The following is a 24402-nucleotide window of genomic DNA, read 5'->3' as shown; positions in this document are numbered from 1 at the left end:
TTAGCTTGTGGCAATCAGTTTGAAAGTGGCCAGTGATAGGCAACCTATCCATTTGCCGCCAAGCTAATTGAGCCAAGACAGACACTGCCTTGGCTACTTTGGAAGTATTAACGGTTAACCGCTTCAAGTTTCCAAATATTATTCACGTAATCTCGAATTGAACGGTCTGAGGTGAATTTACCGACCAACGCGGTGTTAAGAATCGCTTTCTTAGCCCAACCCGCTTGGTCTTTGTATTGCTTGCTCATATCTTCATGCGCTTTCACGTAAGAGGCGAAATCAGCAAGGCATAGGTAAGGGTCACCACCATCAAGCAGGCTATCAAACGTCGCGCGCAGAAGACCCGGTTGACCTGGAGTGAACTCATCGCCAATCAGTAGATCCAGAGACGCTTTCAATAGTGGGTCAGCGTTGTAGTAGTCGTATGGGTTGTAGCCCTGAGCTTTCAGTGCTTGAACACCATCAACGTCTAGACCAAAGATGTAGATGTTTTCATCACCCACTTCTTCACGAATCTCAACGTTTGCACCATCCATCGTACCGATAGTCAGCGCGCCGTTTAACGCCATCTTCATGTTGCCCGTACCTGATGCTTCTTTACCCGCTAGTGAGATTTGCTGAGAAACGTCTGCGGCAGGGATGATGATTTCAGCCATGCTGACACGGTAGTCAGGAATGAAGACCACTTTCAGTTTGTTGCCGATGCGAGGGTCGTTGTTGATCTTCTCTGCAATCTTGTTAACCGCGAAGATGATCTCTTTCGCCAAGTGGTAACCCGGTGCGGCTTTCGCTGCGAAGAAACATACGCGTGGCTCACACTCAAAACCCGGTTCGTTAAGAATACGGTGGTACAGAGAGAGAATGTGGAGCAAATCTAGATGCTGACGCTTGTATTCGTGAAGACGTTTAATTTGAACGTCAAAGATAGCGTTAGTATCTAGCTCGATACCCATGTTCTCTTGAACCCAATCAGCTAGGCGCTGTTTGTTTTCTTTCTTAACCGCCATGAATTCTTTTTGGAATTTCGCGTCCGTTGCAAACTGAGCGATGCCTTCTAGCTGCTCAAGTTTTGCTGGCCACTCAGTACCGATCTTACCAGTGATTAGTGTAGATAGACCTGGGTTACAGAACTTCAACCAACGACGCGGCGTGATGCCGTTTGTTACGTTAGTCAGTTTGCCTGGGAAGATTTCGTTGAACTCAGGGAACAAGTCTTTCTTAACCAGTTGTGAGTGAAGCGCCGCGACACCGTTTACTTTGTAAGAACCAATCACACAGAGATTTGCCATGCGAACCATACGGTGGAAACCTTCTTGGATGATAGAAAGCTTCGCTTGCTTCTCACCGTCACCCGGCCACATCTTGCGAACTTCTTGCATGAAGCGGTGGTTGATTTCAAAAATGATTTCCATGTGACGTGGAAGAAGACGCTTGATCAGAGATTCAGACCAAGTCTCTAGTGCTTCAGGAAGTAGTGTGTGGTTGGTGTAGGCGAACGTATGAGCACTGATTTCCCATGCTTGATCCCAAGATAGACCTTTCTCGTCAATCAAGATGCGCATTAGCTCAGGAATCGCAATCGTTGGGTGCGTATCGTTAAGCTGAATCGTTTCTTGCTTAGGCAGATCTTCTAGAGAGAAACCTGCGGCTTCGTGACGACGTAAAATATCGCGAACCGACGCTGCTGAGTGGAAGTACTGCTGCATTAGACGCAGAGTTTTACCTTTCTCGTGGTTGTCGTTCGGGTACAGAACCTTAGTGATGTTACCTGCATCGATGAGCGAGTGTTGCGCTTCGAAGTAATCACCGTTGTTGAAGCTCGCAAGTGAGAATGGTGCGATTGCCTGACATTCCCAAAGGCGCAGTGGGTAAACCGTGTTTGACTCGTAACCTACGATAGGGAGATCCCAAGGCATTGCTTTCACTTCCATACCTGGAACCCAAATACGAACTTCTTTACCGTCGATGTATTCAACTTCTACATGACCGTAAAAACCAATGTGTTGTGCGAGTTCTGGGCGAGCGACTTCCCATGGGTAACCTTCCACACCACGCCATGCATCAGGTGCTTCTTGTTGACGACCGTCTTGGAAAGATTGTTTGAATAGACCGTATTCGTAGTGAAGACCGTAACCGACTGTTGGGTATTCTTGAGCGGCACAAGAATCCATGAAACAAGCCGCTAGACGACCAAGACCACCATTACCGAGTGATGGGTCACGCTCTTCTTCTAGAAGGTCCGTTAGGTTTTGACCTAGCTCTTCCATCGCGTGAGTGATTTGCTCGTACAGACCCATGCTGATCAGATTGTTACCGGTTAAACGGCCAATCAAAAACTCTAGAGATAGGTAGTTAACGCTTTTCGCGTTCTTAATTTTTTCATCATTTTCAGTTTCTAGCAGGTCAAAAGTCGTGAGCTCTGCAAGAGCACGACCCATTGCTAGATACCATGAACGGCTGTCTGCTGTTTCAACGGTTGTGGCGTAGGTTGCAGATAAATGTTTCTTAACACTCTCTTGGAATGACACTTTATCGAAAGTTTTTTGCTGAGTTGGTTTCATTTCAGAAATCTCGCTTTTAATAGTTCTAATTCATCTGTGACATATCGTGCACGGTCACCATAAACTAAACATCATCCTGCTAACGCCACTGACTAGGAGTAGATGGGAGGGCGTAGGGGGCGTAACGCGATTGGGTTAGTGATCTGACTCTCATGTTCTGCCTGAGAACAAAAACTTGAAGTGACTAAGATCACAAGCTCCCATTCGATAACGTCACTTGGCTGAATCTGACGTCAACTGAACGCATTTAACCTCATTGCCAAATCTGATATTCAGATCACGAAAATATTTTCTGCGTCTCATTTTTTGCACAACAATCCGTACACAGTAGGAGATAAAGACAGGTAAAAATCGCCCGACAAGTGACTTAAATCACAAATGTAGGGCGTAGAGGGCCAAAAACATGCAGAAGTGCAAGGTTTCAGAGGAGGATCATAGTCTGCATCGCTTTGCGTCACGTACTATGAGTGCAGACTTAAGTAATTAGGCTAATGTTATTGGAGTGCACTCAACGATAAATTGGGATAATCCAGAACATAAGCCATGGAATAGGTGAAAGACTTCGATATGTGGATCCCTTCGAAACTGACTCGTCCCGGCCGCTTACATAATGCAATACTGCGCCCAAGAGTGCTTGACCTCCTACAAGGTGCAGCTTGTTATAAGCTCGTGTTGTTTCGCTCTCCAGCGGGATACGGTAAAACCACCATGGCTGCCCAATGGTTAATCGATAAACCCAATGTGGGTTGGTATAGCATCGATGAAAGTGACAATGATGCATTCCGTTTCCTCAACTACCTACTGCAATCACTGAACAAAGCGACTCAACACGCCTGTCCCAAAACCCAAAAATTAGCAGAGAATCGCCAGTTTTCATCACTGCACTCTTTACTTGGTGAACTGTTTGCTGAAATGTCTGAATTCCACCAAGAATGTTTCTTGGTATTGGATGACTATCACTTAGTGAACAATGACGATATTCACGAAGCCATGCGTTTTTTCCTAAAGCATATGCCCGATAACCTGACCGTCGTCGTCACCAGTCGCAGTATGCCGCCGCTTGGTACCGCTAACCTTCGAGTTCGAGACTTAATGATTGAGTTAGGTAACGATTCGTTAGCTTTTGATACCGAAGAGACCACGCGCTTTTTCAATCAACGCGTGACCGATGGCATTGATGACGTCACGGCGGATAGCATTTGTACTTATGTAGAGGGGTGGCCTTCTGCAATGCAACTGATTGCGCTGCAAGCACAACATCAAAAACGCACCCTTGCCCAGTCAGCAGAGTCGTTCTCAACTTTTAACCATGCTCACCTTTGGGATTATTTAGTTGAAGAAGTGTTCGACCTTTTAGACTCTGAAACACGACAGTTCTTGATGCAATGTTCTGTGCTCGACCACTTCAATGACGAACTCGCCAGTGCGCTGACACAGCGTGAAGATGCGCTCGGAATGATCGAGTCACTCAATCGCTTCGGTCTGTTCATCTACCCGCTAGAGGGCGAAAAAAACTGGTACCGCTTCCATAATCTGTTCGGCGAGTTTTTAGCGCACGAGCGTCAGGCTCGAATTCCTCAACAAGAAGCCGAATTGCACCGAAGTGCGGCGAAAGCATGGATTAAACAAAAAACGCCTCATCAAGCACTGCGACACGCCCAGCGCGCTGACGACCCACAATTGATTATTCAAATCCTGAGTGAACATGGGTGGCAAATGTTCAACCAAGGCGAGCTTTCATCGTTAGAAATGGCCATCAAACAGTTAACAACGGATCAACTATACAGTGATCCAAAGTTATCCATGCTACGCGCATGGCTTGCACAAAGTCAGCACCGCTATAATCAAGTGGGTACGCTATTAGAAGAAGCCGAAACGCAGTTTCAAGCTCGAAACATCGAATTGGATACTCAACAACAGGGTCAATACAACGCCCTGCGCGCACAAGTGGCGATCAACAACAATGAACCTGAAAAGGCACTAGAGTTAGCAGAGCTTGCACTGAGCCAACTCAATACCACCGTATACCGCAGCCGAATTGTAGCCACCTCCGTTGTTGGCGAAGTCAACCACGTGATAGGTAATCTAAGCCGTGCTTTGCCAATGATGCAACAGACTGAAAAGCTGGCACGTCAGCATCAGGTTTACCATCAAGCGCTGTGGGCGATTCTGCAACAGAGTGAAATTCTAATTGCTCAAGGTTATGTTCAGGCGGCATTCGAGCTGCAAGATAGCGCGTTTAAATTGATTGAAGAGCATCAACTTCAATACGTACCTTTACACGAATTTTTGCTTCGTGTTCGAGCTCAGATCTTCTGGTGTTGGAACCGATTAGATGAAGCGGAAGAGTGTTGTTACAAAGGCTTAGATATCCTTGGCCATCACTCCCCAAGTAAGCACTTACACAGCTACTCAATGCTGGCTCGACTCGCACTAAGCCGTGGCGAAATTGATAAAGCGTCGAAATTTATCGACCAGATTCAACACTTGTTACGCCAGTCCACTTACCACGTTGATTGGACAGCAAACGCTTCTCTTTCTTTGATACTTTTTTGGCAAATAACAGGCGATAAAGATGCTATCCATGATTGGCTAAATGTAGCGGTTCGGCCGGAATCAGCCAGTAACCACTTCTGCCAGCTGCAATGGAGAAATATTGTTCGTGCTCACATCATCTTAGAGCAATACGAAGACGCAGAGGAAGCATTAACGTTCTTAAAAAGCGAAGCTCAACGGTCTCACCTTGTCACTGACACTAACCGAAACTTAATTGTTGAAGCGGTGCTGCGCACCCAAACGAACGACGAAGACAGTGCGCGAGTGTTACTTGAAGAAGCGCTGCATATGACCAATCAAACGGGCATGGTCGGTAACTTTTTAATCGACGGTAGCATTATTGGTCATATCGTAGACAAACTGAGTAATAAACCGGGTTTAGGCGATTTAGAGCGTCACCGCGCTCAACAAATCATGAAAGACATCTCAACAACTCAGCGTAGCCGTTCGATTCACTTTGACGAAGATTTTGTTGAGAATCTGGTTAATCACCCCAACATCCCTGAGCTTGTGCGCACTAGCCCACTCACCCAGCGAGAATGGCAAGTGCTCGGATTAATTTACTCAGGTTTTAGTAACGAGCAGATCGCTCAAGAGTTGGATGTCGCAGGGACAACAATCAAGACTCACATTCGGAACCTTTATCAAAAGCTGAACATTGCCAACCGTAAAGAAGCCATCAATACCGCTAAGAACTTACTGCAATTAATGGGATACTAAGACCCGTTCAAATTTAAGACGAACCGGAGCGAGTCACGGGTAGTGGCTCGCTTTTTTCGTTGGTAGCTTCGAGAAGAAAAAACGGAAAAAATAAAAGCGCTTTCTCGCTAGGGTCTGTTGATCTTTCGTGGTTCAATTTTATTCGAAAGGTCAACAGACCCTAGTATATCCATACTTTTTTTATACGAAAGTTTGTATACTGCACAAAATCACCTTCAACTCTATAAAGTCATGAACTACTTAAGTACTTTTTTCAAAGGCATCGCCATGGGCGCAGCCGACGTTGTCCCTGGCGTATCAGGCGGCACCATCGCATTCATCACCGGCATCTATGATACGCTACTTGAGAGCATTCGAAGAGTTAACCCGAGTTTGCTTGGCTTATGGAAACGTGAAGGCTTCAAAGCCGCGTTTAAGCACATCAACGGAGCTTTCTTAATTTCGCTGTTTGCAGGTATTTTCACCAGTATTGCAACGCTTGCAAAGCTGATCTCTTGGTTATTGGTCACACACCCTATTCCACTATGGTCTTTCTTCTTTGGCCTTATCTTAGTGTCGGTTTTCCATGTGCTTAAGCAAGTCGAAAAGCGCGACATGATTCGATTTGTCTTTTTACTGCTTGGTATGGCCTTTGCTTATAGCATTACCGTGATTAAGCCCCTACAAATGGAGCCAACCAGCATTAATTTGCTCATTGCCGGTGCCATTGCGATATGTGCCATGATTTTACCTGGCATCTCCGGTAGCTTTATTCTCTTGCTAATAGGTATGTATGGCCCCGTTCTTGGCGCCGTTAAAGGGTTTCAGATAGATGTGCTTGCGCTCTTCCTCGTCGGTTGTGTGATCGGTCTACTGACTTTCTCACACGTGCTCTCTTGGCTATTGCGCTCATTCCGCGATTTCACATTGGTGTTCTTAACGGGTTTGATGATAGGTACGCTACCTAAGATTTGGCCTTGGAAAGAAACCATAAGCTGGCACATCAATTCAAAAGGTGAACAGGTTCCCCTACTTCAACACAATCTGTCGCCATTCAATTTCGAAACAGTGACCGCTCAGCCATCTCAACTTGCACTTGCTATTGTGATGATGTTGGCCGCGATCGTTCTAGTCCTAGGGCTAGAGAAATTTGCAGAGCGCAACGCTGACTAACCATTCAGCGAACTGCTGAAAAGCGTTTAGAGCGGATAGAACTTAGAAAGACTAAGTTCTATCCCTATTGCACAGACAAAAGCGAAGCCTAAGGCTTCGCTTTTTTAATTCTACGATACGCACAAAATTGCTTTTTGATACAAGCTCGTATTGAGGGGTGTGATAACATCGCTGCTGTTATAACATTCGATGAGAACACGACATGCACTCTGCATTAAAGGTTGCGACTCTTGGTATTGCTCTCGTGGCTGGCTTTTATGGGCCACAAGCCATTCAGCAATTAAAATCCGCCATGGCGCATGCTTCTGTTGACGTTAACTTAGATGACTACTGCATGCTTTCCACTGCGTCTTGCGAACAAAACGCGGTTGCTATGACTCTTGAACATGAGACCGCTCAACCTCTGGTCCCAACCAAAGTCAACGTCATTTGGGATGATGCAGCCTCTGACACATTAATGCTGTCACTTACTGGCTTAGAAATGGACATGGGATCCGCCCGTTTTCAATTGAAAAACATTGGGAATAATATCTATGAGGGTGACGTCATTTTGCCTGCGTGTACCATGAATACAATGACTTGGCTCGGTGAACTCACCGATGGCGTTAAAACCGTAAACCCTGCAATAAGGATGGCAAGATGAGTAAAAATTGGTCGTTAGCATTAGTGGTCGCGTTTGTACTTGGCTTTGGCATTAAAAGCTATCTTGATGGTCAATACGAAACTCAAAAACAACACGCTGCAAAGCAACAATTATCTGAAACGACCCTTTTCGGTAAAGATAACCAACCAACAAAAATCTTTGATGGCAATGATGACAGAATTCGTATCGTCTATTTCGGTTTCACACGTTGCCCTGATGTCTGTCCGACCTCTTTAGCGATGTTAGCCGGGGCGCTTAACCAAGTCTCTGATGAAGCAAAAGCAAAAATCCGCCCAATTTTTGTCTCTCTTGACCCTGAACGTGATGCTGCGCAAGCCTCCTACGAATATGCACAATATTTCCACCCAATGATGGAAGGATTGAGTGGCCCGTTAGAGGTGACAACAACGCTTGCACATAACTATGGGGTGATTTTCAGAAAGACCAAACTTGAAGGTTCAGAGTTGGAATACACCTTAGATCACAGCTCATATTTTTATTTTTTAAAGCCCGATGGCACGCTGATAACCAAAGTGCCGCATACGTTAACGCCAGCGCCAATTGTTGAAGCCATCAACAGATTAACGCACGAAACCACCAACGGCTGAGAACGTATAGAAAATTAAAAAACTTAATGAATAAAATTCGAAAAAAGTCAGCTCCCAGACCAACAACATAACAATTAAGGACAACAACATGAAGTTAAAAGCATTGGCTCTCGCTGGCTTATTACTCACTCCTCTTGCTCAAGCGAATAACGACATTCTGATTCATGACGCATATGCACGTGCAACACCGCCTTCAGCAGTGAACAGCGCAGTATTCACGACCTTAGTCAACCACAGCAACAAAGATCGCGCTATCGTTTCTGCAACGACGCCTGCGGCAGGAAAGGTAGAGCTTCACGATGTTATCGTCGACGGCGATATAATGAAGATGCGCCAAGTTCAAGAGATCACTATTCCTGCGAATGGTGAAGCGGTACTTAAACCAGGTAGCCTACACATCATGTTGTTCAATCTAAACAGCAGCCTAAAAGAAGGTGAGCAAATCGAAGTGACACTGACCTTCGCAAACGGTGAAACACAGACCTTTGATGCACCCGTGAAAAAAGTAATGAGCGGTATGAAAAAGATGAATCACAACCATCATTAATCCTGTTCATAAATGATAAAATCATGTCAGCCACGATGATTTCTTACCATCGTGGCTAGCGTATATTTTTACCCGGTTTACTATTGTTTGATCAATGAACACTGCTTGCCTACCCAATAACACATGACGCTCTCTAGAGCCCTATCTATATTAAATTCGACTCAGGCTCATTCGCTTTATTCATTTATAACCGATAAAGCTTAGTGCTTTCGGGGTTCAGCTTGATCTTGATAACCGCATTTCGCGCATAATGATGTTGTAAATCGATTCTAAGCTCACCTTCATCAGAACATTGAGCCGACAGAGTATTATCACACGAATTTATACCCCATTCGCCCCACAAAAAATTAACATTTAGCTCCAAAAGCACCACATAGCGCAAACAATCACCCTAAATGTAAACTATTCCTAGACACCCCAGTAGATCCCGATAATATAACCGCCCATTCCGCTAATATATAGTTGGATTGAGTATCACTTTATAAAAAGATACATCACTATAATAAATTAACAATTGCAGGTATTTTATGCAAAATCACAACATGCTCGCCCGCATCGCTCGTGGAAATCTCGTTCTACAGATCCTTGCTGGTATTGTTTTCGGTGTCATTCTCGCCATGGTTTCTCCTTCAGCAGCTCAAGATGCAGGCCTACTAGGTAGTCTGTTTGTTGGCGCTCTGAAAGCGGTTGCCCCCATTTTAGTCTTCATTCTTGTTGCGGCTTCTATCGCAAACCAAAAGAAGGGTCAGCATACTCATATGCGACCAATCATTGTGCTTTACCTGATTGGTACGTTCTCTGCAGCACTGACTGCTGTAGTACTGAGCTTCATGTTCCCAACCACTTTGACACTGGTTGCTGGTGCAGAAGGCGCTCACCCTCCTCAAGGTATTGCTGAAGTAATCCATACCCTTCTATTCAAACTTGTTGATAACCCTGTGAGTGCGCTAATGAATGCGAACTACATCGGTATTCTTGCTTGGGCTATCGGCCTTGGTCTGGCGCTGCACCACGCATCAGCAACCACCAAAGCGGTTTTCGAAGACCTAAGCCACAGTGTGTCACACATTGTTCGCTTCATTATTCGTCTTGCACCATTCGGTATCTTTGGTCTTGTTTCGATGACATTCGCAACAACCGGTTTTGATGCTCTTGCGAGCTACGGTCAACTATTAGCGGTTCTGCTCAGTTCAATGCTGATCATAGCCCTTGTGGTTAACCCACTGCTTGTCTTTATAAAGACAAAACAGAACCCATACCCACTGGTACTTCAGTGTCTCCGTGAATCTGGTGTAACCGCTTTCTTCACCCGTTCAAGCGCTGCAAATATTCCAGTGAATATGAACCTTTGTAAAAAGCTAAAACTAGACGAAGATACTTACTCGGTATCTATCCCTCTAGGTGCAACGATCAACATGGCGGGTGCTGCTATCACTATCACAGTGTTAACACTGGCTGCCGTACACACGATGGGGATTGAGATTGATATCTTCACTGCCATTCTACTAAGCCTTGTTGCTGCAATTTCAGCATGTGGGGCATCGGGTGTTGCAGGCGGTTCACTTCTATTAATTCCACTCGCATGTGGCCTATTCGGCATCTCAAACGATGTCGCGATGCAAGTGGTAGCCGTTGGTTTCATTATCGGTGTAATTCAAGATTCAGCAGAAACAGCACTTAACAGCTCAACTGACGTTGTCTTCACAGCTGCAGTTTGCCAAGCGAATCAAAACAAAGCTCAATAAGCTTTAACAGTTAATCACATACAAAAAAGGGAAGCCTCCGCTTCCCTTTTTCTATTGTGAACTTCTAAAGACCGTCAATCACTCAAAGATCATCTATTTATCAATAATCTAACCCGATATTAGTGGTTATTTTTCCAACTGGGTTCAACCGTCGCCTGACTAAAGTCCAAAGCACCACGGTTCACATTTGTCGGCTTATCCGTTGAATTTGTCTCTGGGGTGTTGTCTTGCTTTGTCGTATCACTCTCTTGGCTAGCTCTCGCCTGCTGACTGTAATCGAATTTCGAATCAGGCTCACTCGCCGATGATCGGTTTAGACCATGGCTCTCGACACTGAATTCATCACAATTTTCATCTGAAATGTCACACTCCTTCTTGGGAATAGGAACATGACGCTTATAGAGCTTGTTGAGTGCTTTAATGATCGAGTGTTTAGTGATGGCTCCTTGAGTCAACTTATTCATTATTGGCTTAGTCAGAGCTTGTAATCCTACTATCGTATCCACACCAAGTACGCCGCCGACTTTGTCTCGCAATGGTTTGGCATCGGTGTAACCAAAATGAGCTGATAAAAACAGCCAGATATAGGCAATAGTATTACCCTGTTCGCCATGATCTATCCAAGCTTCGCCCGCTAAAAACATCGCTTCTGCATTATTTTTTTCAGCGGCCGTTTCAAACCAATACACCGCTTCACCGTGATTAGCCTCAACACCAACACCGTTTAAATAACTCATACCCAGTTTTATGTTGCCATTTAGGTTGTTATTTTTCGCGGCTTTATGGTACCACTCAACTGAACTTTCAGCTGAATAGTCCGGATTTTCTTTGTTTAAGCACCATTCCCCCATATAGAGCATCGCTTCGGTATTGCCACCAATCGCAGATTCTTCAATGTAGGTATACCCTTTCAGGATGTTTTTATCGGTACCAAGGCCAAGCACCAGCGCTTTACCCATCTCAAACTTCGCACCCAAATCGTTATCCAATGCCGATATCGCAATCTTCCAAAAACAGGCTTTTTCTCTAAGTACGAGATCATCTTGGCGTTTCATACTCAGGCGCACAATGCCATACATACCATTGATATTATCGAGTTGTGCCGCTTTGTCGTACCAATACAGAGCTTCCTTAATATTGTTACGTTCAGCTTCTTTTGCTAAATACAGAATCGACGGTACATGTCCGGTTTCAGCTTTAAAGTGGCGTTCTTTTTGCTCTTGAATACGCGCTTTTTCAATCGCTTTTCGATAACTGTCGGCCCGCGCTTTACGTTCTTGTTCCAAGCGCTGCTTTTTTAGCGATAAAGAAACTAGCCAAACCGCCACAAGTATTAACGAAAGAGCCGCGGCACTAATTGCAATTCCCATTGTACTCATAAAATATTTTAACCTAATTCGGCTGATACCAGACTCAACGCAGAGAGAATGTTCAACCCTTAGTGAATGTTGTGTTTCGAATAACAAGGAGAAGCGCCGTGATGAATGCGTTCCGTCCTAAAATGACCGTCGTTCAGTATCTCAAGATTACATTGCGATAAGTCGCCTAGGGGCAGCAACTCATAGACGGTGTGATCTTGCTTCAATACCGACAAATTATGAAGCGTTCCTTTTATCAGCCCCCTAGAAGTCAGCAGTCACATCGGTGTTTTCCTATCAGGAATATCGCCCGACTATCGTTACGTCAATTGACCATATACATAAGCAAGCTCAGCGACCGTTTTAGCCGAGAATTTCTTCATCAAACTGGCTCGGTGTACTTCCACTGTTCTCATTGCAATGCATAATTCATCGGCGATCTTTTGGTTACGCTTGCCATCTATGATCTGCTTAAGAATATCTATCTCACGTGTGGTCAACGATGCATATGCTTGTCGGTACACGTTCAGATGTAGGCGCTTTTCCGAAGCCTTTAACCCTTGCTTGATTGCCTCAGCTAACTCGCGACCTTTAACTGGCTTTTGAAAGAAATTCACCGCGCCGGCTTGTAAGGCTTCGACCGCCATTGGCACATCACCATGGCCTGTCAGGTAAATCACCGACAGTGGGCTCTGCGCTTTCACCATTAACTCATGAACTTGCTGGCCTCTCATCTCTGGCATTCGGCTGTCTAACACCACACACCCCGGCACACTCAAATCCACTGAATCCAAAAAACTCAGGCCATCTTCAAAAGCTGACACGGTGAAATCATGTTCTTCTAATAGGAACACCAACGAGTCGCGCATCGACTCATCGTCATCAACCACGTAGACAGGAAGCCTTTGATGGCGTTCAGACATAACAAGATTCCTTATGAATCATTTGAAAGAGAGAAAGGCAGTGTCACCGCAACATGACAGCCATGCGGGTTCAGTGACTTGATGGCCATTTGCCCACTGTGATCTTCTATCACATCTTGGCAAATCGCGAGCCCTAACCCTAAGCCGTTTTCTTTGCTGCTCACAAAAGCTTGAGTCACTTCTTGTTCAGTGAATTCTAACCCCGTGCCGTTATCGATAATCGACAACATCATTTTATCCGGTTGATACTCGGTAATCACTTTAATTGTCGCGGGTTGACTATTTTTGTTATCAATATCAGACATGGCGCTTTGTTGGCGATGCTGTTGTACGTTACACGCATCGGTCGCGTTGTTGATCAAGTTGACTATCACCTGCTGCAACCCCACAGAATCGACATACCATTGGATAGGATGCCCAACAGCATGACGTTCCATGATTATCTTGTGCTTCTGTAAGCGAAATTGCAGCAGCTCAATGGTGTCTGTTAGTAACTGCTCGATATCCGTTTGAGATTTCTTTGATGAGCGTTTCTTTATCATGTTTCTCAAGCGTTGAATAATCGCATCAGCACGATCCACTTGAGACTGAATCTTCTCGAACACAGGCTCTATATCTGTCAGTGGCTTGTTCTTCGAAATCCGCAGTAAACCACCTTCGCTATAGTTACGAATCGCTGCCAAAGGCTGATTGATCTCGTGTGCTAAGCTACTTCCAAGTTCACCAACGACCGCGATACGTTGAGAATGCTCTAGCTGTTCACTCTTGCTTTTTAACTGGTGTAAGGTGGATTCCAACTGCTTTTTACTGCGGCTAAATTTATACTCTAACCAGAAGTGGTAAGCATTCAATAGCACCACCAGAATAAAGAACGCCCATGCCCACTGTTGATTAAACTTAAGCCAAATTAGCGCTTCTTTCCACCAAGGTTGTTGCAGTGGGTGCATGTCGAGTTGTTGATAAAGTTTATCGATCGGAAGCAGGCTTGTCGGTGACGTCCAACCCGATGCATTCGCTGCAATGGCGGGTGCACTGCTCTTAGGCATCGCAAATAACACCTGACTCATCTGTTTGGCCAGTGCCGAAGAAGCCCGTTCTGTTTTGGCAAACGACCAATTGGGGTACAACGGCGTAGACACTTGGCATCGGAACCCCTTAGGCGCTTGATTGTCGATAACTCGATATTGCCCCGCGATCAATAAACCTTCACTGATCATGTTCTCGACTAAACAAACTGGAACCACCGCCGCTTCGATATGCCCCTCACGCAGTTGATACAAACTGGCGTCGATCGGGAAGCCCAAAAATTGGGTGTTAGAGAAAAAGCGGTTGGGATTAAGCCCTTGTTGCATCACTTGATAACGCATTGTTAGATAGCCACCGAATGCATTTTCAGAGACGGCCGCAATCGGCTTACCGCTTAATTGTTCGAGCGAGATATAAGGTGACATTCTCCTCACCACCAAGGCAGAGCCAATACTTCGGGTATTGCTGATGCCTCGATCTTCGAAATTATGGCTAGTCATGGTCGCCATCCAAGAGAGGTCATATTGACGACCTAATCGTACCGCCTGACCCGGATTGGTGATGACAAAGTCGACCTCAACACCTTTTACCGCTTCGGCCATCTCTTCCAAGTTGAAAGGTTTCAAGACAAAGTGTTTTCCGGGAATGCGCTCCGACAGCCAATCCATCGTCGGCTGCCAACGCTGCTGTGCGGAACGCTTGCCTCGGATAGCCAGTACACCGACCTCAATAACCTGTTCCGACTCAACAGCACTGGTCGCTTTAACCTCTTGCTCCGTTTGAGCGGCTAAACAGATTCCTGCGGTTAGGCTCAACCACCAGAGGCTAACGATTAATATTAGGTTTCGGACTGTCACTAAAATCTCTTTCTCCACACTGACGGCATGTACACTCAAATAACAGCATTGACGACACGTTAAATAGCGCGTTTACACAAAGCATAACAGCTAGATTGATAAAACCACATTTGTTCTAGATCAACTTTGATCTGGGTATGTGGAAATCCACAATACCCCGCGTACGCCCAAAAGCTAACAATGAGCCCAATAGATAGAATACCCATTTATAGGTAACAACATGGACTCATTGAAAAGACGGTTTCTCAGCCAGTTCGGCAAGGTTTCCGCGGGTGCTGCGCTCATTCCCATCACCGGAATCAACACTGCAGTCGCAAGCACCGCCATTCGCAATAACAACCAACCTGACCGCAAAGGCGAAGTCGGTAAACGCTACGCCATGGCGGTTGATTTACGTAAATGCGTTGGCTGTCAGGCGTGTACAGTTGGCTGTAGCGTTGAAAACCAAGCGCCGATTGGTCAGTTCAGAACCACCGTAAAACAATATGAAGTCTCCCTTGATGATGGTTCAATCGCTCAACAAAACGTAAAATCGTTCATGTTGCCTCGCCTGTGCAATCACTGTGATAACGCTCCCTGCATCAAGGTTTGTCCTGTTCAAGCGACCTTCCAACGTGAAGACGGCATTGTGATGGTCGACAACGAACGCTGCGTAGCCTGTGCTTACTGTGTTCAAGCTTGTCCTTACGACGCTCGATTCATCAATAACGACACCCTTACCGCTGACAAATGTACCTTCTGTGCACACCGCCTTGAAGACGGCTTACTGCCCGCTTGTGTTGAAACCTGTGTTGGTGGCGCGCGTGTGATTGGTGACCTTAAAGATCCAAACAGTGAGATCAACCGCTTACTCAATGAAAACCAAGACGACATCAAAGTACTGAAGCCAGAGCAAAATACCAATCCACATGTTTTCTATATCGGCATGAACGAGCGTTTCGTTAGCCATATAGAAGGTCAGCCTGCGATTTATGATCCAGCCGCCATTGATAACTCGTCCTTTGACAAACAAGATTCAGCCATCGCAACACTAGGAAAACAAGGAGAGACAGCATGAATATCACTGAGGTGTTAGTTCCCGCTCAAGAGATCGCTTGGCTACCGTGGGCAGTTCAGTATTTCTTCTACATCGGCTCAGCGTACGCGGCTGCGATTCTGTTTTTGATTGCCCTGATATTCAAAAATTCAACCAGCCATCAATTCCGTTCAGCTCTTGTGCTTGTGCTGGCCATCGGCGCGATTGTTGGGCCATTAGCTTTAACTGGTGATTTGCACCAACCGGGACGTGCGTGGCATTTCTACGCTCACATCACACCTTGGTCATGGATGTCGTTAGGATCTCTGTTTCTACCTTTGTTCTCTGGGTTAGCTGTTACAACCGCATGGGTTTACCTGCGTGATGACATCGCACAGCTCAAAGAGAGTGAAAACCCACTGCTAAAACGCCTGTCTTGGTTAACACTGGGCCATTGGCAGATATCGAAAAAAGTGATGATTGCATTAGCCGCTGCAACTGCGTTATCAGGCCTAAGCATCGCGCTTTATACAGGCGCCGAGATTGCGATTTTGGCGAGCCGACCGCTTTGGCATCAACCGGCTTCTCCGCTGCTTTGGTTCACGACCGCGTTCTTTGCTGCAACGGGTTTAACCCTATTGATTTGGGCTTTGTTGCCATCCACCAAGCCAAGCTTAAAACCAACAGACCTCGCTCTAGTACAAAGAACCATTACCTTAACGGGTGGCCTTGCCATCATTCTCATGTCGATTTGGGCATCTAACCATGATCACTTGAATCTGTATGAGAACGACGCTTGGAGCGTCAATTTGGGCATCATGACCACCAGCATTTTACTGTGCATGATCTTAGTTCTGCCACTGCAACGCCTATCACAAAGTAAGCTAGGAATTATCGCTGTTGCGCTTGCAACCATGGTTTCAGCATGGGCGGTACGCTGGGTCACCATGATGGAAGTTCAAACCATTCCACGTTTTGATGTAGGCCCATTCCCTTATGAACTGCCTATGGGTAGCGCAGGATTACTCGGCATCGTTGGCATGTGTGGTCTGTGGCTAGCACTTGCGTTGTTCGCCTCTGAAATCGTGTCTACTCGTTCGGGGCCGAAAACGATATCAGCTCAAAACACATCATCACCACTTAACCGCTCACATAGCTTGTAGTCTGAGGAATCATCATGGATAACAAACGTCGTCAATTTTTGAAAACAGGTCTTGCTGCTGGTGGTGTGGGCGCCTTTGCTGCAGGTTATGCGACAACCACAAAGCATATCGTTCACGGTGCTATCGACGGCACCGCAGGTAAGAAAACCAACCACATCCACCACGGTAATTCGTTAGAAACCGAATACAGTGTCGATGAGCAAGGTAAGATCTCACCAAATCCAAACCAACGCGTGGCACCATCAATGTGTTTTGGTTGCTGGACACTGTGTGGCTTACGTGTACGCATCGACAATCGCAATGACGAGATCTTGCGTATTTCAGGTAACCCATATCACCCACTATCAAGTGACCAGCAGATCCCGTTCAAAACACCGGTAAAAGATGCCTACATTGGCTTGTCTGGTGAATCCGGTATCAATAATCGCTCGACAGCCTGCGCCCGTGGTAATGGCATGCTAGAGATTCAAAACAGCCCATACCGAATCACTCAGCCACTGAAACGCGTCGGTAAGCGTGGTGAAGGCAAGTGGGAGCCAATCAGCTACGAGCAACTTATCTCTGAGATCACCGAGGGGGGCGACTTGTTCGGTGAAGGCGAAGTTGAGGGTTTACGTTCGATTCGCGATATCGAAACACCACTCGATCCAAACAACCCTGAATACGGGCCAAAAGCCAACCAGTTATTGGTGACTAATGCCGGAAATGAAGGCCGTGACGACATTTTGAAGCGCTTTGCATTTAACAGTTACGGCACACGCAACTTTGGTCACCACGGATCTTACTGTGGCTACGCGTTCCGCGCAGGTTCTGGCGCGATCATGAATGACTTAGATAAGTTCTCGCACTTAAAGCCCGACTTTAATAACGCCGAGTTCATTCTGTTCATCGGTATGTCTCCAGCACAAGCGGGTAACCCGTTTAAGCGCCAAGCACGACAACTGGCTGAGGCTCGTACCAACGGAAAACTCAGCTACACCATCGTCACACCAAGCCTTCCAGCAGGTTCTTCAAGCCTTGCAGCAGGTGATCGCAACAATTGGCTACCGATCAAACCGGGCACCGATTCAGCATTGGTACTGGGTATGATCCAATGGATCATTAAAAACCAACGCTACAATCATGACTTCTTGTCTCGTCCAAGTGCACAGGCGATGCAAAATGCAGGCACTGCACACTGGTGTAACGCTTCACACCTTGTGATCAGTGACGAAACACACCCGCAAAATGGGCGTATGCTTCGTGCTTCGGATATGGGTTTACTCGAAATGGGCGAACCACTGTCTGACGAAGATGCCTTTATCGTCTTGGATACAACAACGTCACAATTCACAGCAAATATTCAGGTGGATGAAGCGGAACTATTCGTTGATCAAGACATAGAGATCGATGGCCAGACTGTTCGTGTTAAATCTTCTCTACAAAGATTAAAAGACGAAGCCTTCAAATATGACCTTGCTTACTACAGTGAGCAGTGTGACATCCCACAAGACCAAATTATTGCGCTCGCAAAACGCTTTACGAGCTACGGGACGAAAGCGGTCGTCGATACACACGGTGGCAACATGCACACCAACGGCTTCTACAACTCGTTCTCTATTTTGATGCTGAACGCGCTGATCGGTAACATCAATATGAAAGGCGGTGCGATGGCGAAAGCCGGCGGCTACCCAACTTCAGTTGCAGGCCCTCGCTACGATTTTACTAAGTTCAAAGGTAAGACTAAGCCTCAAGGCGTGTTCTTGTCTCGCAGCAAGTTCCCATATCACAAGACCAGTGAATACAAGCGTCGTGTTGCGGCAGGTCAATCACCCTACCCAACGCGCGCGCCTTGGTACCCAATCTCAGCACCGCTTTTAACTGAGCACTTATCAGCTGCGATTGATGGCTATCCTTACCGAGCAAAGGCATGGATCAACCACATGGCGAACCCACTTTATGGTGTTCCGGGTTTAGACAACCTATTAGGCGAGAAGCTTAAGGACCCAAAACAGCTTGGCTTGATCGTCTCTATCGATGCCTTCATTAATGAAACGACAGCATTATCGGATTACCTCGTGCCAGACACGGTGACCTACGAAAGCTGGGGCATGGCAACTCCGTGGCATGGTGTCGCGACCAAAGCGATCACCGCTCGCTGGCCGATTGTTGAGCCTAAAACCTCCCGCACTCAAGACGGACGAGCCATCAACCTAGAGAACTTCTTTATTGATGTGGCGAAAACGCTTGGCCTAGGAGGCTTCGGCGACAACGTAATCAAAGACAATCAAGGCAACTGGCATGGTATTCATAGCGCTGAAGATTTCTACCTACGATCGGCGGCAAACTTAGCCTTCGTCAAAGGTGGCGTACCGAACGTCGATGCGGAAGATATTGTTTGGTCTGGTCTCGAACGCCTAGTGCCAGTGATGAACAAAACGCTCAAGCCTGAAGAGATGCTCAAGGTAGCGTATATCTTTGCGCGTGGCGGCCGTTTTGAAGACGCCACCAATGCCTACACTAATGAAACCATGAAGTACAAATGGACCAAGCCACTGGCTATTTGGAATGAAAAGCTGGGAACCTCTCGCAATACCATCAGTGGCGAGCAATATATGGGTTGCCCGACATGGTACCCACAAAAACTGGCAGACGGCACACCTTTGGCTGAGCAATTCCCAGCAAAAGAGTGGCCATTTACGCTAACCAACTTTAAGTCCAACATTCACAGTGCGGTATCGAATTTGTCACCACGCTTAAAATCCATCAAAGGGGTAAATCCAGTTTACATCCACCCGCAAGACGCTTCTTCTGCGGGAATCAAAACCGGTGACGTGTTTGCCATTGAAACTCCGAGCTCAACCACACATGCATTGGCAATGGTGATCGATGGCATCAAACCGGGCACATTAGGCTTTGAACACGGCTTTGGTCATAAAGAACTCGGTGAGCGTGCACACTGGATCGGTGACACACAACAACCCGTGAAAATGAAGTCAAACGATGGCGTTAACATTAATGATATTGGCTTGATTGACCCAACGCGAGAAGGCAAAGGTGTGATGTTGGATTGGGTTGTGGGTGCAGCAGCAAGGCAAGCGCTTCCGGCTAAGATCTACAAAGTCTAGGCGTTAACAGCTCCCCTATTTCAGTCAAATCAAGACCGGGCACAGTAGAGCAACTTCGTCATTCGAGGTTGCTCTGCTTTTTTTAAGCTATTCAACGCCAAAGCATCAATTCTTCACATCACTTCCCTGCAAGTTTCTCACCTAGCCCCATTAAGCGTCTATGCTTATACAATCGGTGCCATAAAGAGCCTTAACAAGCAGTCACACCGAGGCGAACATGGCAGTTCCCTTGCACTTCGTTAACGGCAGTTGGATTCACCTATCGAAATCCACATCAATACCACCATGGTGACTGAGGTTATTAATGTGAAACTTACCTCAAGTTCCCAGTGAATTAATGTGGAAATCCACAATAGCGCGAACAACCAATTATGTCGAAAATGCGTGCATTACAACCAATAGCGACGCCTCATGATTAAGCTGAACATAAAAACTCAAACTCTAACGCTTTGCATCGCTGCTCTAGGAAGCCTTTCTTTATCCGGTTTTGCACAAGCAGCACCCCATCCAATGCCAGAAGCTGCAGAAACCTGCAGTGGCTGCCACCAAGCCGACGGGAAAGGCATGCCCAATATCGCCCCTATGCTTGCAGGCCTCAATGCTGATTACCTCGAGCATCAGCTTGTTCTGTTCTCAAATGGTGAGCGTCAAAGCGCGATCATGAAGGGCATGGCTGATGGTGTCTCTGATCCTGCGATTCGTCGGGAAGTTGCTGAATACTTCGCTTCACTACCTTCATACGACTTCACCGATTTAGAACAACGCGGCTCACAAGCCGATATCGATAACCCGTATCGTAAACTTGTATTCCAAGGTGATTGGGATCGAAACATTCCTGCTTGTGCAACCTGTCATGGGCCAAGTGGTATGGGTGTCGACAAATTCCCACGCCTAGCGAGCCAGCATGCCGACTACATTCAGACTCAGCTCAACGCTTGGAAAAACGGCACTCGTAAGGGTGATGATTTAAACATGATGGGCAATATCGCCAGCAAGTTAACCGACGATGAGATCAAAAACCTCTCTTACTACTTCGCCTCTTTCCGATACTAAAGGGCTCGCATGAAAACACTACTTTTAATTACCGCAACCCTTGCCTCTGGAATCGCTTATGCCGAAGCAGAGTTGCCTGATCGCCAAACCGAACTGCCAGCAGTTGAGAAACCTCAAGATAACAAATATCTGGTGCCACGCGACTTGGTCGATATTCCTGATGGGGAGTTTGGCGACAAAGTAAAACTGGGCTATTCCCTGTTTGTCGATTCACAACAGATGCGTGGTACGTTCGTCGGCAACGAGCAAAACTGTGTAAATTGCCACATGCAAGCAGGCATGAAGCCTAACGCTGCCCCTCTTTGGGGTGCGTATATGGCCTACCCTGCGTATCGTTCCAAGAACGACAAAGTAAACAGCTACGCAGAGCGTATCCAAGGTTGCTTCACCTACTCAATGAATGGTCTGCCACCGGCTGAGGGTTCAAAAGAAATGGTTGCACTGACGGCGTATTCATACTGGCTGGCGATGGGCGGAATCTTAGATAAGAACGGCATGCAAGACACGCCTGTTCCTGAGATCAGCGATGCTGACTTACAAGTCGGTGGTAAAGCGGAAAGCTTCCCTCTCCCTGAAGAGCTGTTAAGCAAATACCCAATCGATGACCGCAGTAAACTGGCCGGCCGTGGCTACCCTAAGATTGCAAACCCTGAACAAGAGCCATCGATAGCGCGTGGCGAAAAGGTTTACCAAACCAGTTGTCAAACCTGCCATGGTCAAAATGGTGAAGGCATTAAAGGATCAGATGGCCGTTCATACTTCCCACCACTGTGGGGCGAAAACGCGTATAACTGGGGCGCGGGTATGCACCGCGTGAACACCGCTGCCTACTTTATCTATGAAAACATGCCGCTTGGAAAGAGCCAGCAGCTTTCGATTCAAGATGCTTGGGATGTGGCTGCATTTGTGAATAGTCATGAACGCCCACAAGACCCACGATACAAAGGTGATGTTGCAGGTAATACTAAGCGTTACCACAACCACCAAGGCTACTATGGTAAAGAAGTCGACGGTGATGTGCTGGGTTCCAAAGCTTATCCGAGTGGTAAAGAAGTGATTCATGAGCATTGATAGGTATTAGTGAGCATGAGCCGTTCGCGCCAGCTATAGCTAAGCTTTACATTGTAAATTAGCTATAGCCGGAGGAATAAAAAGGAGCCAGACCGTTCGACGTTCTGGCTCCTTTTTTATGTTTGAACGATTAGAAAAACAACTAACCTTGCTGCATCTTCTCCCAAATGGTTGGAGAACCAATATAACCTTGAACCGTAGTAATGAATTCTTTAACCAGTTTGGTCTGCTTGCGGTGTGGATACACCGCGTAGATGGCGGTATCCGTCGTAGAAATCGGGTAATCCGGAAGTAAGGTGACTAAGCCGAGCTCTTTCATTGAGGCATACAAATTCGATTGATCAAGGAAGCCATACCCTAAGCCATCTTTCACACAAGACACCATGGTACGCACATCACTCACCTTACAGTTGCCTCGAATCGTTAGGCTCTGGAAGGTGTTGCCATGCGGCTCTTCACTGATGCGTAGATGGTCGACCGTCATATCGCCATTGGTATAAATCACCGCAGGCAGCGCGAGCAGATCTTGCGGCGTTTTGGGTTCACCGTGCTGCTTCACAAAACCGTTTGATGCCACGAGCATGAAGTTACTGTCGGCAATTTTCTTGGCAATCAAGTTGGATTCAACAAGCTTACTGAAGCGAAACGCAATATCAAACTGCCCAGCAATGATATTGGTGATCTTATCGTCTAATGAAAGTACGATCTGAACATCCGGGTACTGCCTCATGAACTGAGTGATAATAGGTTGCAGATATTGTTGACCAAAATAGATTGGTGAGGTAATTCTCAGCACGCCTTGGGGCTCGGACTGGTAAGAATCGGCTATGCCTTGTATCTGATTGATGGTGTCTTTCAACACATAAGTCTGCGCGAGAATATCTTCCCCTGCCGACGTCAAAGAAAACGAACGTGTAGAACGGTTGAGCAGCTGTACACCTAAATCCTGCTCGAGTTTTTTGATCTGTTTAGAGAGCGACGAATTGTCCATATCATGCAAGGTGGCTGCTTTGGTAAACGACCCTTGTTGAACCACATCTAAGAACAACAACAACTGATTGGTATTTGGCACTGTGCCTCTCCAGAAATTAAACTCGACTAGCGTTCGTCTTTGGGGGTATCCATCACAACCATGGTCGTGATGGATTGAACCTGAGCACATTCCCCAAGGACATCGGCATGAAACTTCTTATAGCTTGGTAGATCTTTGGTTTCGACCCTGAGCAAGTACTCGTTGGCACCGGTAATGTTGTGGCACTCCACCACCTCTTTTTCCATACTGACGTGTTGTTCAAACTCCAACTGGGCGGCTTTACTGTGGCTCGATAAACCAATCGAAACATAAGCAATAAAACCGACACCCATCAACCCGTTATCCAAAACTGCACGGTAGCCTTGAATAATACCTTTGCGCTCGAGATCTTGTACTCGCCTTAGGGTTGCTGAAGCCGACAAACCAATCCGCTCTGACAGCTCAATATTGGAGATTCTGCCGTCCAATTTAAGCTCTTGCAATATCCTTTCGTCAAATCTATCCATAAGTACTTATTATTGTGCATTTAGTGATAATAGATGAAATAAAAGCACATAATTGCCTCATTTTCCACCTACTATGTTTCTCAACACGTGAAAGTCATGACCGGTCAGTCACTTCGTTCATTTTATTGCTGGAGAACCATTATGCCTTTAGAACAACTTAGCGCACTTGCCTTATTTGCGTTTGTCTCGACCTTCACACCGGGTCCAAATAACATCATGCTCATGACATCAGGTGCAAACGTTGGCTTTGCCCGAACCATTCCACACATGTTAGGTATTGCACTTGGGTTTGCAGCCATGTTGCTGCTGGTTGGTTTCGGCTTGATGGGTGTTTTCAATGCTTACCCAGTGACGCACCAAATACTGAAATACCTGAGCCTTGCTTACCTCGTGTACCTTGCAATCAAGATAGCCATGAGTGGCAAAGCCAAAAGCACCGAGGCTTACAAGCCAATGACCTTCATCGGCGCTGCAAGTTTTCAGTGGGTGAATCCGAAAGGTTGGTCGATGGCGCTGACTGCGTTCTCCGTTTATAGCAGCGGCAGTTCGTGGTGGGAGCTTGCGATCATCGCAGGTATCTTCACGCTCGCGAACTTACCGTCAGTGACCTTCTGGACGGCGGCAGGTAAACAGCTGCAACACTGGTTAACAACCCCCATCCGCATCAAAAGCTTCAACTACGGTATGGCGTGCTTGCTTCTAGCATCAACGATTCCGATGCTCTAATCGACCCATATTACCTATTGATGGCGAGTAGA

18 protein-coding genes are annotated in these 24402 nt (G+C 46.5%); 12 read left to right on the top strand and 6 right to left on the bottom strand.

Features of this window, described 5'->3' with window-relative positions; translation table 11 throughout:
- Positions 1-107 precede the first annotated feature (107 nt).
- Positions 108-2561, bottom strand: coding sequence for a glycogen/starch/alpha-glucan phosphorylase (locus OCU36_RS16430; protein ID WP_261840604.1), 2454 nt, complete (start codon positions 2559-2561; stop codon positions 108-110).
- A gap of 567 nt (positions 2562-3128) precedes the next feature.
- On the opposite strand from OCU36_RS16430, the gene malT reads away from it, so the two are divergent.
- From malT to sstT, 6 genes are all read left to right on the top strand, one after another.
- Entirely contained in the window at positions 3129-5837 is a 2709-nt protein-coding gene (gene malT / locus OCU36_RS16425; RefSeq protein WP_261840603.1) for an HTH-type transcriptional regulator MalT, read from the top strand.
- A 231-nt stretch (positions 5838-6068) separates the two neighbouring features.
- Complete coding sequence (locus tag OCU36_RS16420) at positions 6069-6989, top strand: DUF368 domain-containing protein (RefSeq protein ID WP_261840602.1); 921 nt, start codon at positions 6069-6071, stop codon at positions 6987-6989.
- A gap of 202 nt (positions 6990-7191) precedes the next feature.
- Positions 7192-7632 carry a hypothetical protein gene (locus OCU36_RS16415; RefSeq protein WP_261840601.1) on the top strand — a complete coding sequence of 147 codons (441 nt, stop codon included), beginning with the start codon at positions 7192-7194 and terminating at the stop codon, positions 7630-7632.
- Positions 7629-8240 carry an SCO family protein gene (locus OCU36_RS16410; RefSeq protein WP_261840600.1) on the top strand — a complete coding sequence of 204 codons (612 nt, stop codon included), beginning with the start codon at positions 7629-7631 and terminating at the stop codon, positions 8238-8240. The genes OCU36_RS16415 and OCU36_RS16410 overlap by 4 nt, the downstream gene beginning before the upstream one ends.
- Positions 8241-8328: 88 nt before the next feature.
- A complete protein-coding gene (locus OCU36_RS16405; protein ID WP_261840599.1) occupies positions 8329-8787 on the top strand; it encodes a copper chaperone PCu(A)C in 459 nt (152 codons plus the stop codon).
- 527 nt (positions 8788-9314) lie between these two features.
- Entirely contained in the window at positions 9315-10532 is a 1218-nt protein-coding gene (gene sstT / locus OCU36_RS16400; protein WP_261840598.1) for a serine/threonine transporter SstT, read from the top strand.
- A 119-nt stretch (positions 10533-10651) separates the two neighbouring features.
- On the opposite strand, the gene OCU36_RS16395 is transcribed toward sstT, so the two are convergent.
- From OCU36_RS16395 to OCU36_RS16385, 3 genes are all read right to left on the bottom strand, one after another.
- Complete coding sequence (locus tag OCU36_RS16395) at positions 10652-11902, bottom strand: tetratricopeptide repeat protein (RefSeq protein ID WP_261840597.1); 1251 nt, start codon at positions 11900-11902, stop codon at positions 10652-10654.
- A 308-nt stretch (positions 11903-12210) separates the two neighbouring features.
- Complete coding sequence (locus OCU36_RS16390) at positions 12211-12813, bottom strand: response regulator transcription factor (protein ID WP_261840596.1); 603 nt, start codon at positions 12811-12813, stop codon at positions 12211-12213.
- Between the two features lie 11 nt (positions 12814-12824).
- A complete protein-coding gene (locus OCU36_RS16385; RefSeq protein ID WP_261840595.1) occupies positions 12825-14696 on the bottom strand; it encodes a sensor histidine kinase in 1872 nt (623 codons plus the stop codon).
- Positions 14697-14916: 220 nt separating this feature from the next.
- On the opposite strand from OCU36_RS16385, the gene dsrO reads away from it, so the two are divergent.
- The 5 genes from dsrO to OCU36_RS16360 all read left to right on the top strand — a co-directional run bounded on the left by dsrO (position 14917) and on the right by OCU36_RS16360 (position 22105).
- The gene (gene dsrO / locus OCU36_RS16380; protein ID WP_261840594.1) at positions 14917-15753 is read left to right on the top strand and encodes a sulfate reduction electron transfer complex DsrMKJOP subunit DsrO; all 837 of its coding nucleotides are present in this window, start codon (positions 14917-14919) and stop codon (positions 15751-15753) included.
- On the top strand, positions 15750-16874 hold the full coding sequence (gene nrfD, locus OCU36_RS16375) for an NrfD/PsrC family molybdoenzyme membrane anchor subunit (protein WP_261840593.1): 1125 nt from the start codon (positions 15750-15752) through the stop codon (positions 16872-16874). Before dsrO ends, nrfD begins: the two co-directional genes overlap by 4 nt.
- A gap of 14 nt (positions 16875-16888) precedes the next feature.
- Positions 16889-19981, top strand: a complete 3093-nt coding sequence (locus OCU36_RS16370; RefSeq protein ID WP_261840592.1) for a tetrathionate reductase subunit A — start codon at positions 16889-16891, stop codon at positions 19979-19981.
- Positions 19982-20392: 411 nt separating this feature from the next.
- Positions 20393-21034, top strand: a complete 642-nt coding sequence (locus OCU36_RS16365; protein ID WP_261840591.1) for a c-type cytochrome — start codon at positions 20393-20395, stop codon at positions 21032-21034.
- A 9-nt stretch (positions 21035-21043) separates the two neighbouring features.
- Positions 21044-22105 carry a c-type cytochrome gene (locus tag OCU36_RS16360; RefSeq protein ID WP_261840590.1) on the top strand — a complete coding sequence of 354 codons (1062 nt, stop codon included), beginning with the start codon at positions 21044-21046 and terminating at the stop codon, positions 22103-22105.
- Positions 22106-22247: 142 nt separating this feature from the next.
- On the opposite strand, the gene OCU36_RS16355 is transcribed toward OCU36_RS16360, so the two are convergent.
- A complete protein-coding gene (locus tag OCU36_RS16355) occupies positions 22248-23177 on the bottom strand; it encodes a LysR family transcriptional regulator (RefSeq protein ID WP_261840589.1) in 930 nt (309 codons plus the stop codon).
- Positions 23178-23203: 26 nt separating this feature from the next.
- A complete protein-coding gene (locus OCU36_RS16350; RefSeq protein ID WP_261840588.1) occupies positions 23204-23644 on the bottom strand; it encodes an Lrp/AsnC family transcriptional regulator in 441 nt (146 codons plus the stop codon).
- Between the two features lie 141 nt (positions 23645-23785).
- On the opposite strand from OCU36_RS16350, the gene OCU36_RS16345 reads away from it, so the two are divergent.
- The gene (locus OCU36_RS16345; protein ID WP_261840587.1) at positions 23786-24370 is read left to right on the top strand and encodes a LysE family translocator; all 585 of its coding nucleotides are present in this window, start codon (positions 23786-23788) and stop codon (positions 24368-24370) included.
- Positions 24371-24402 lie beyond the last annotated feature (32 nt).

This window comes from Vibrio artabrorum, from assembly GCF_024347295.1.
GTDB lineage: Bacteria > Pseudomonadota > Gammaproteobacteria > Enterobacterales > Vibrionaceae > Vibrio > Vibrio artabrorum.
Note: the sequence above shows the minus strand (reverse complement) of the source record. Positions and strands in the feature narration are given on the sequence as shown.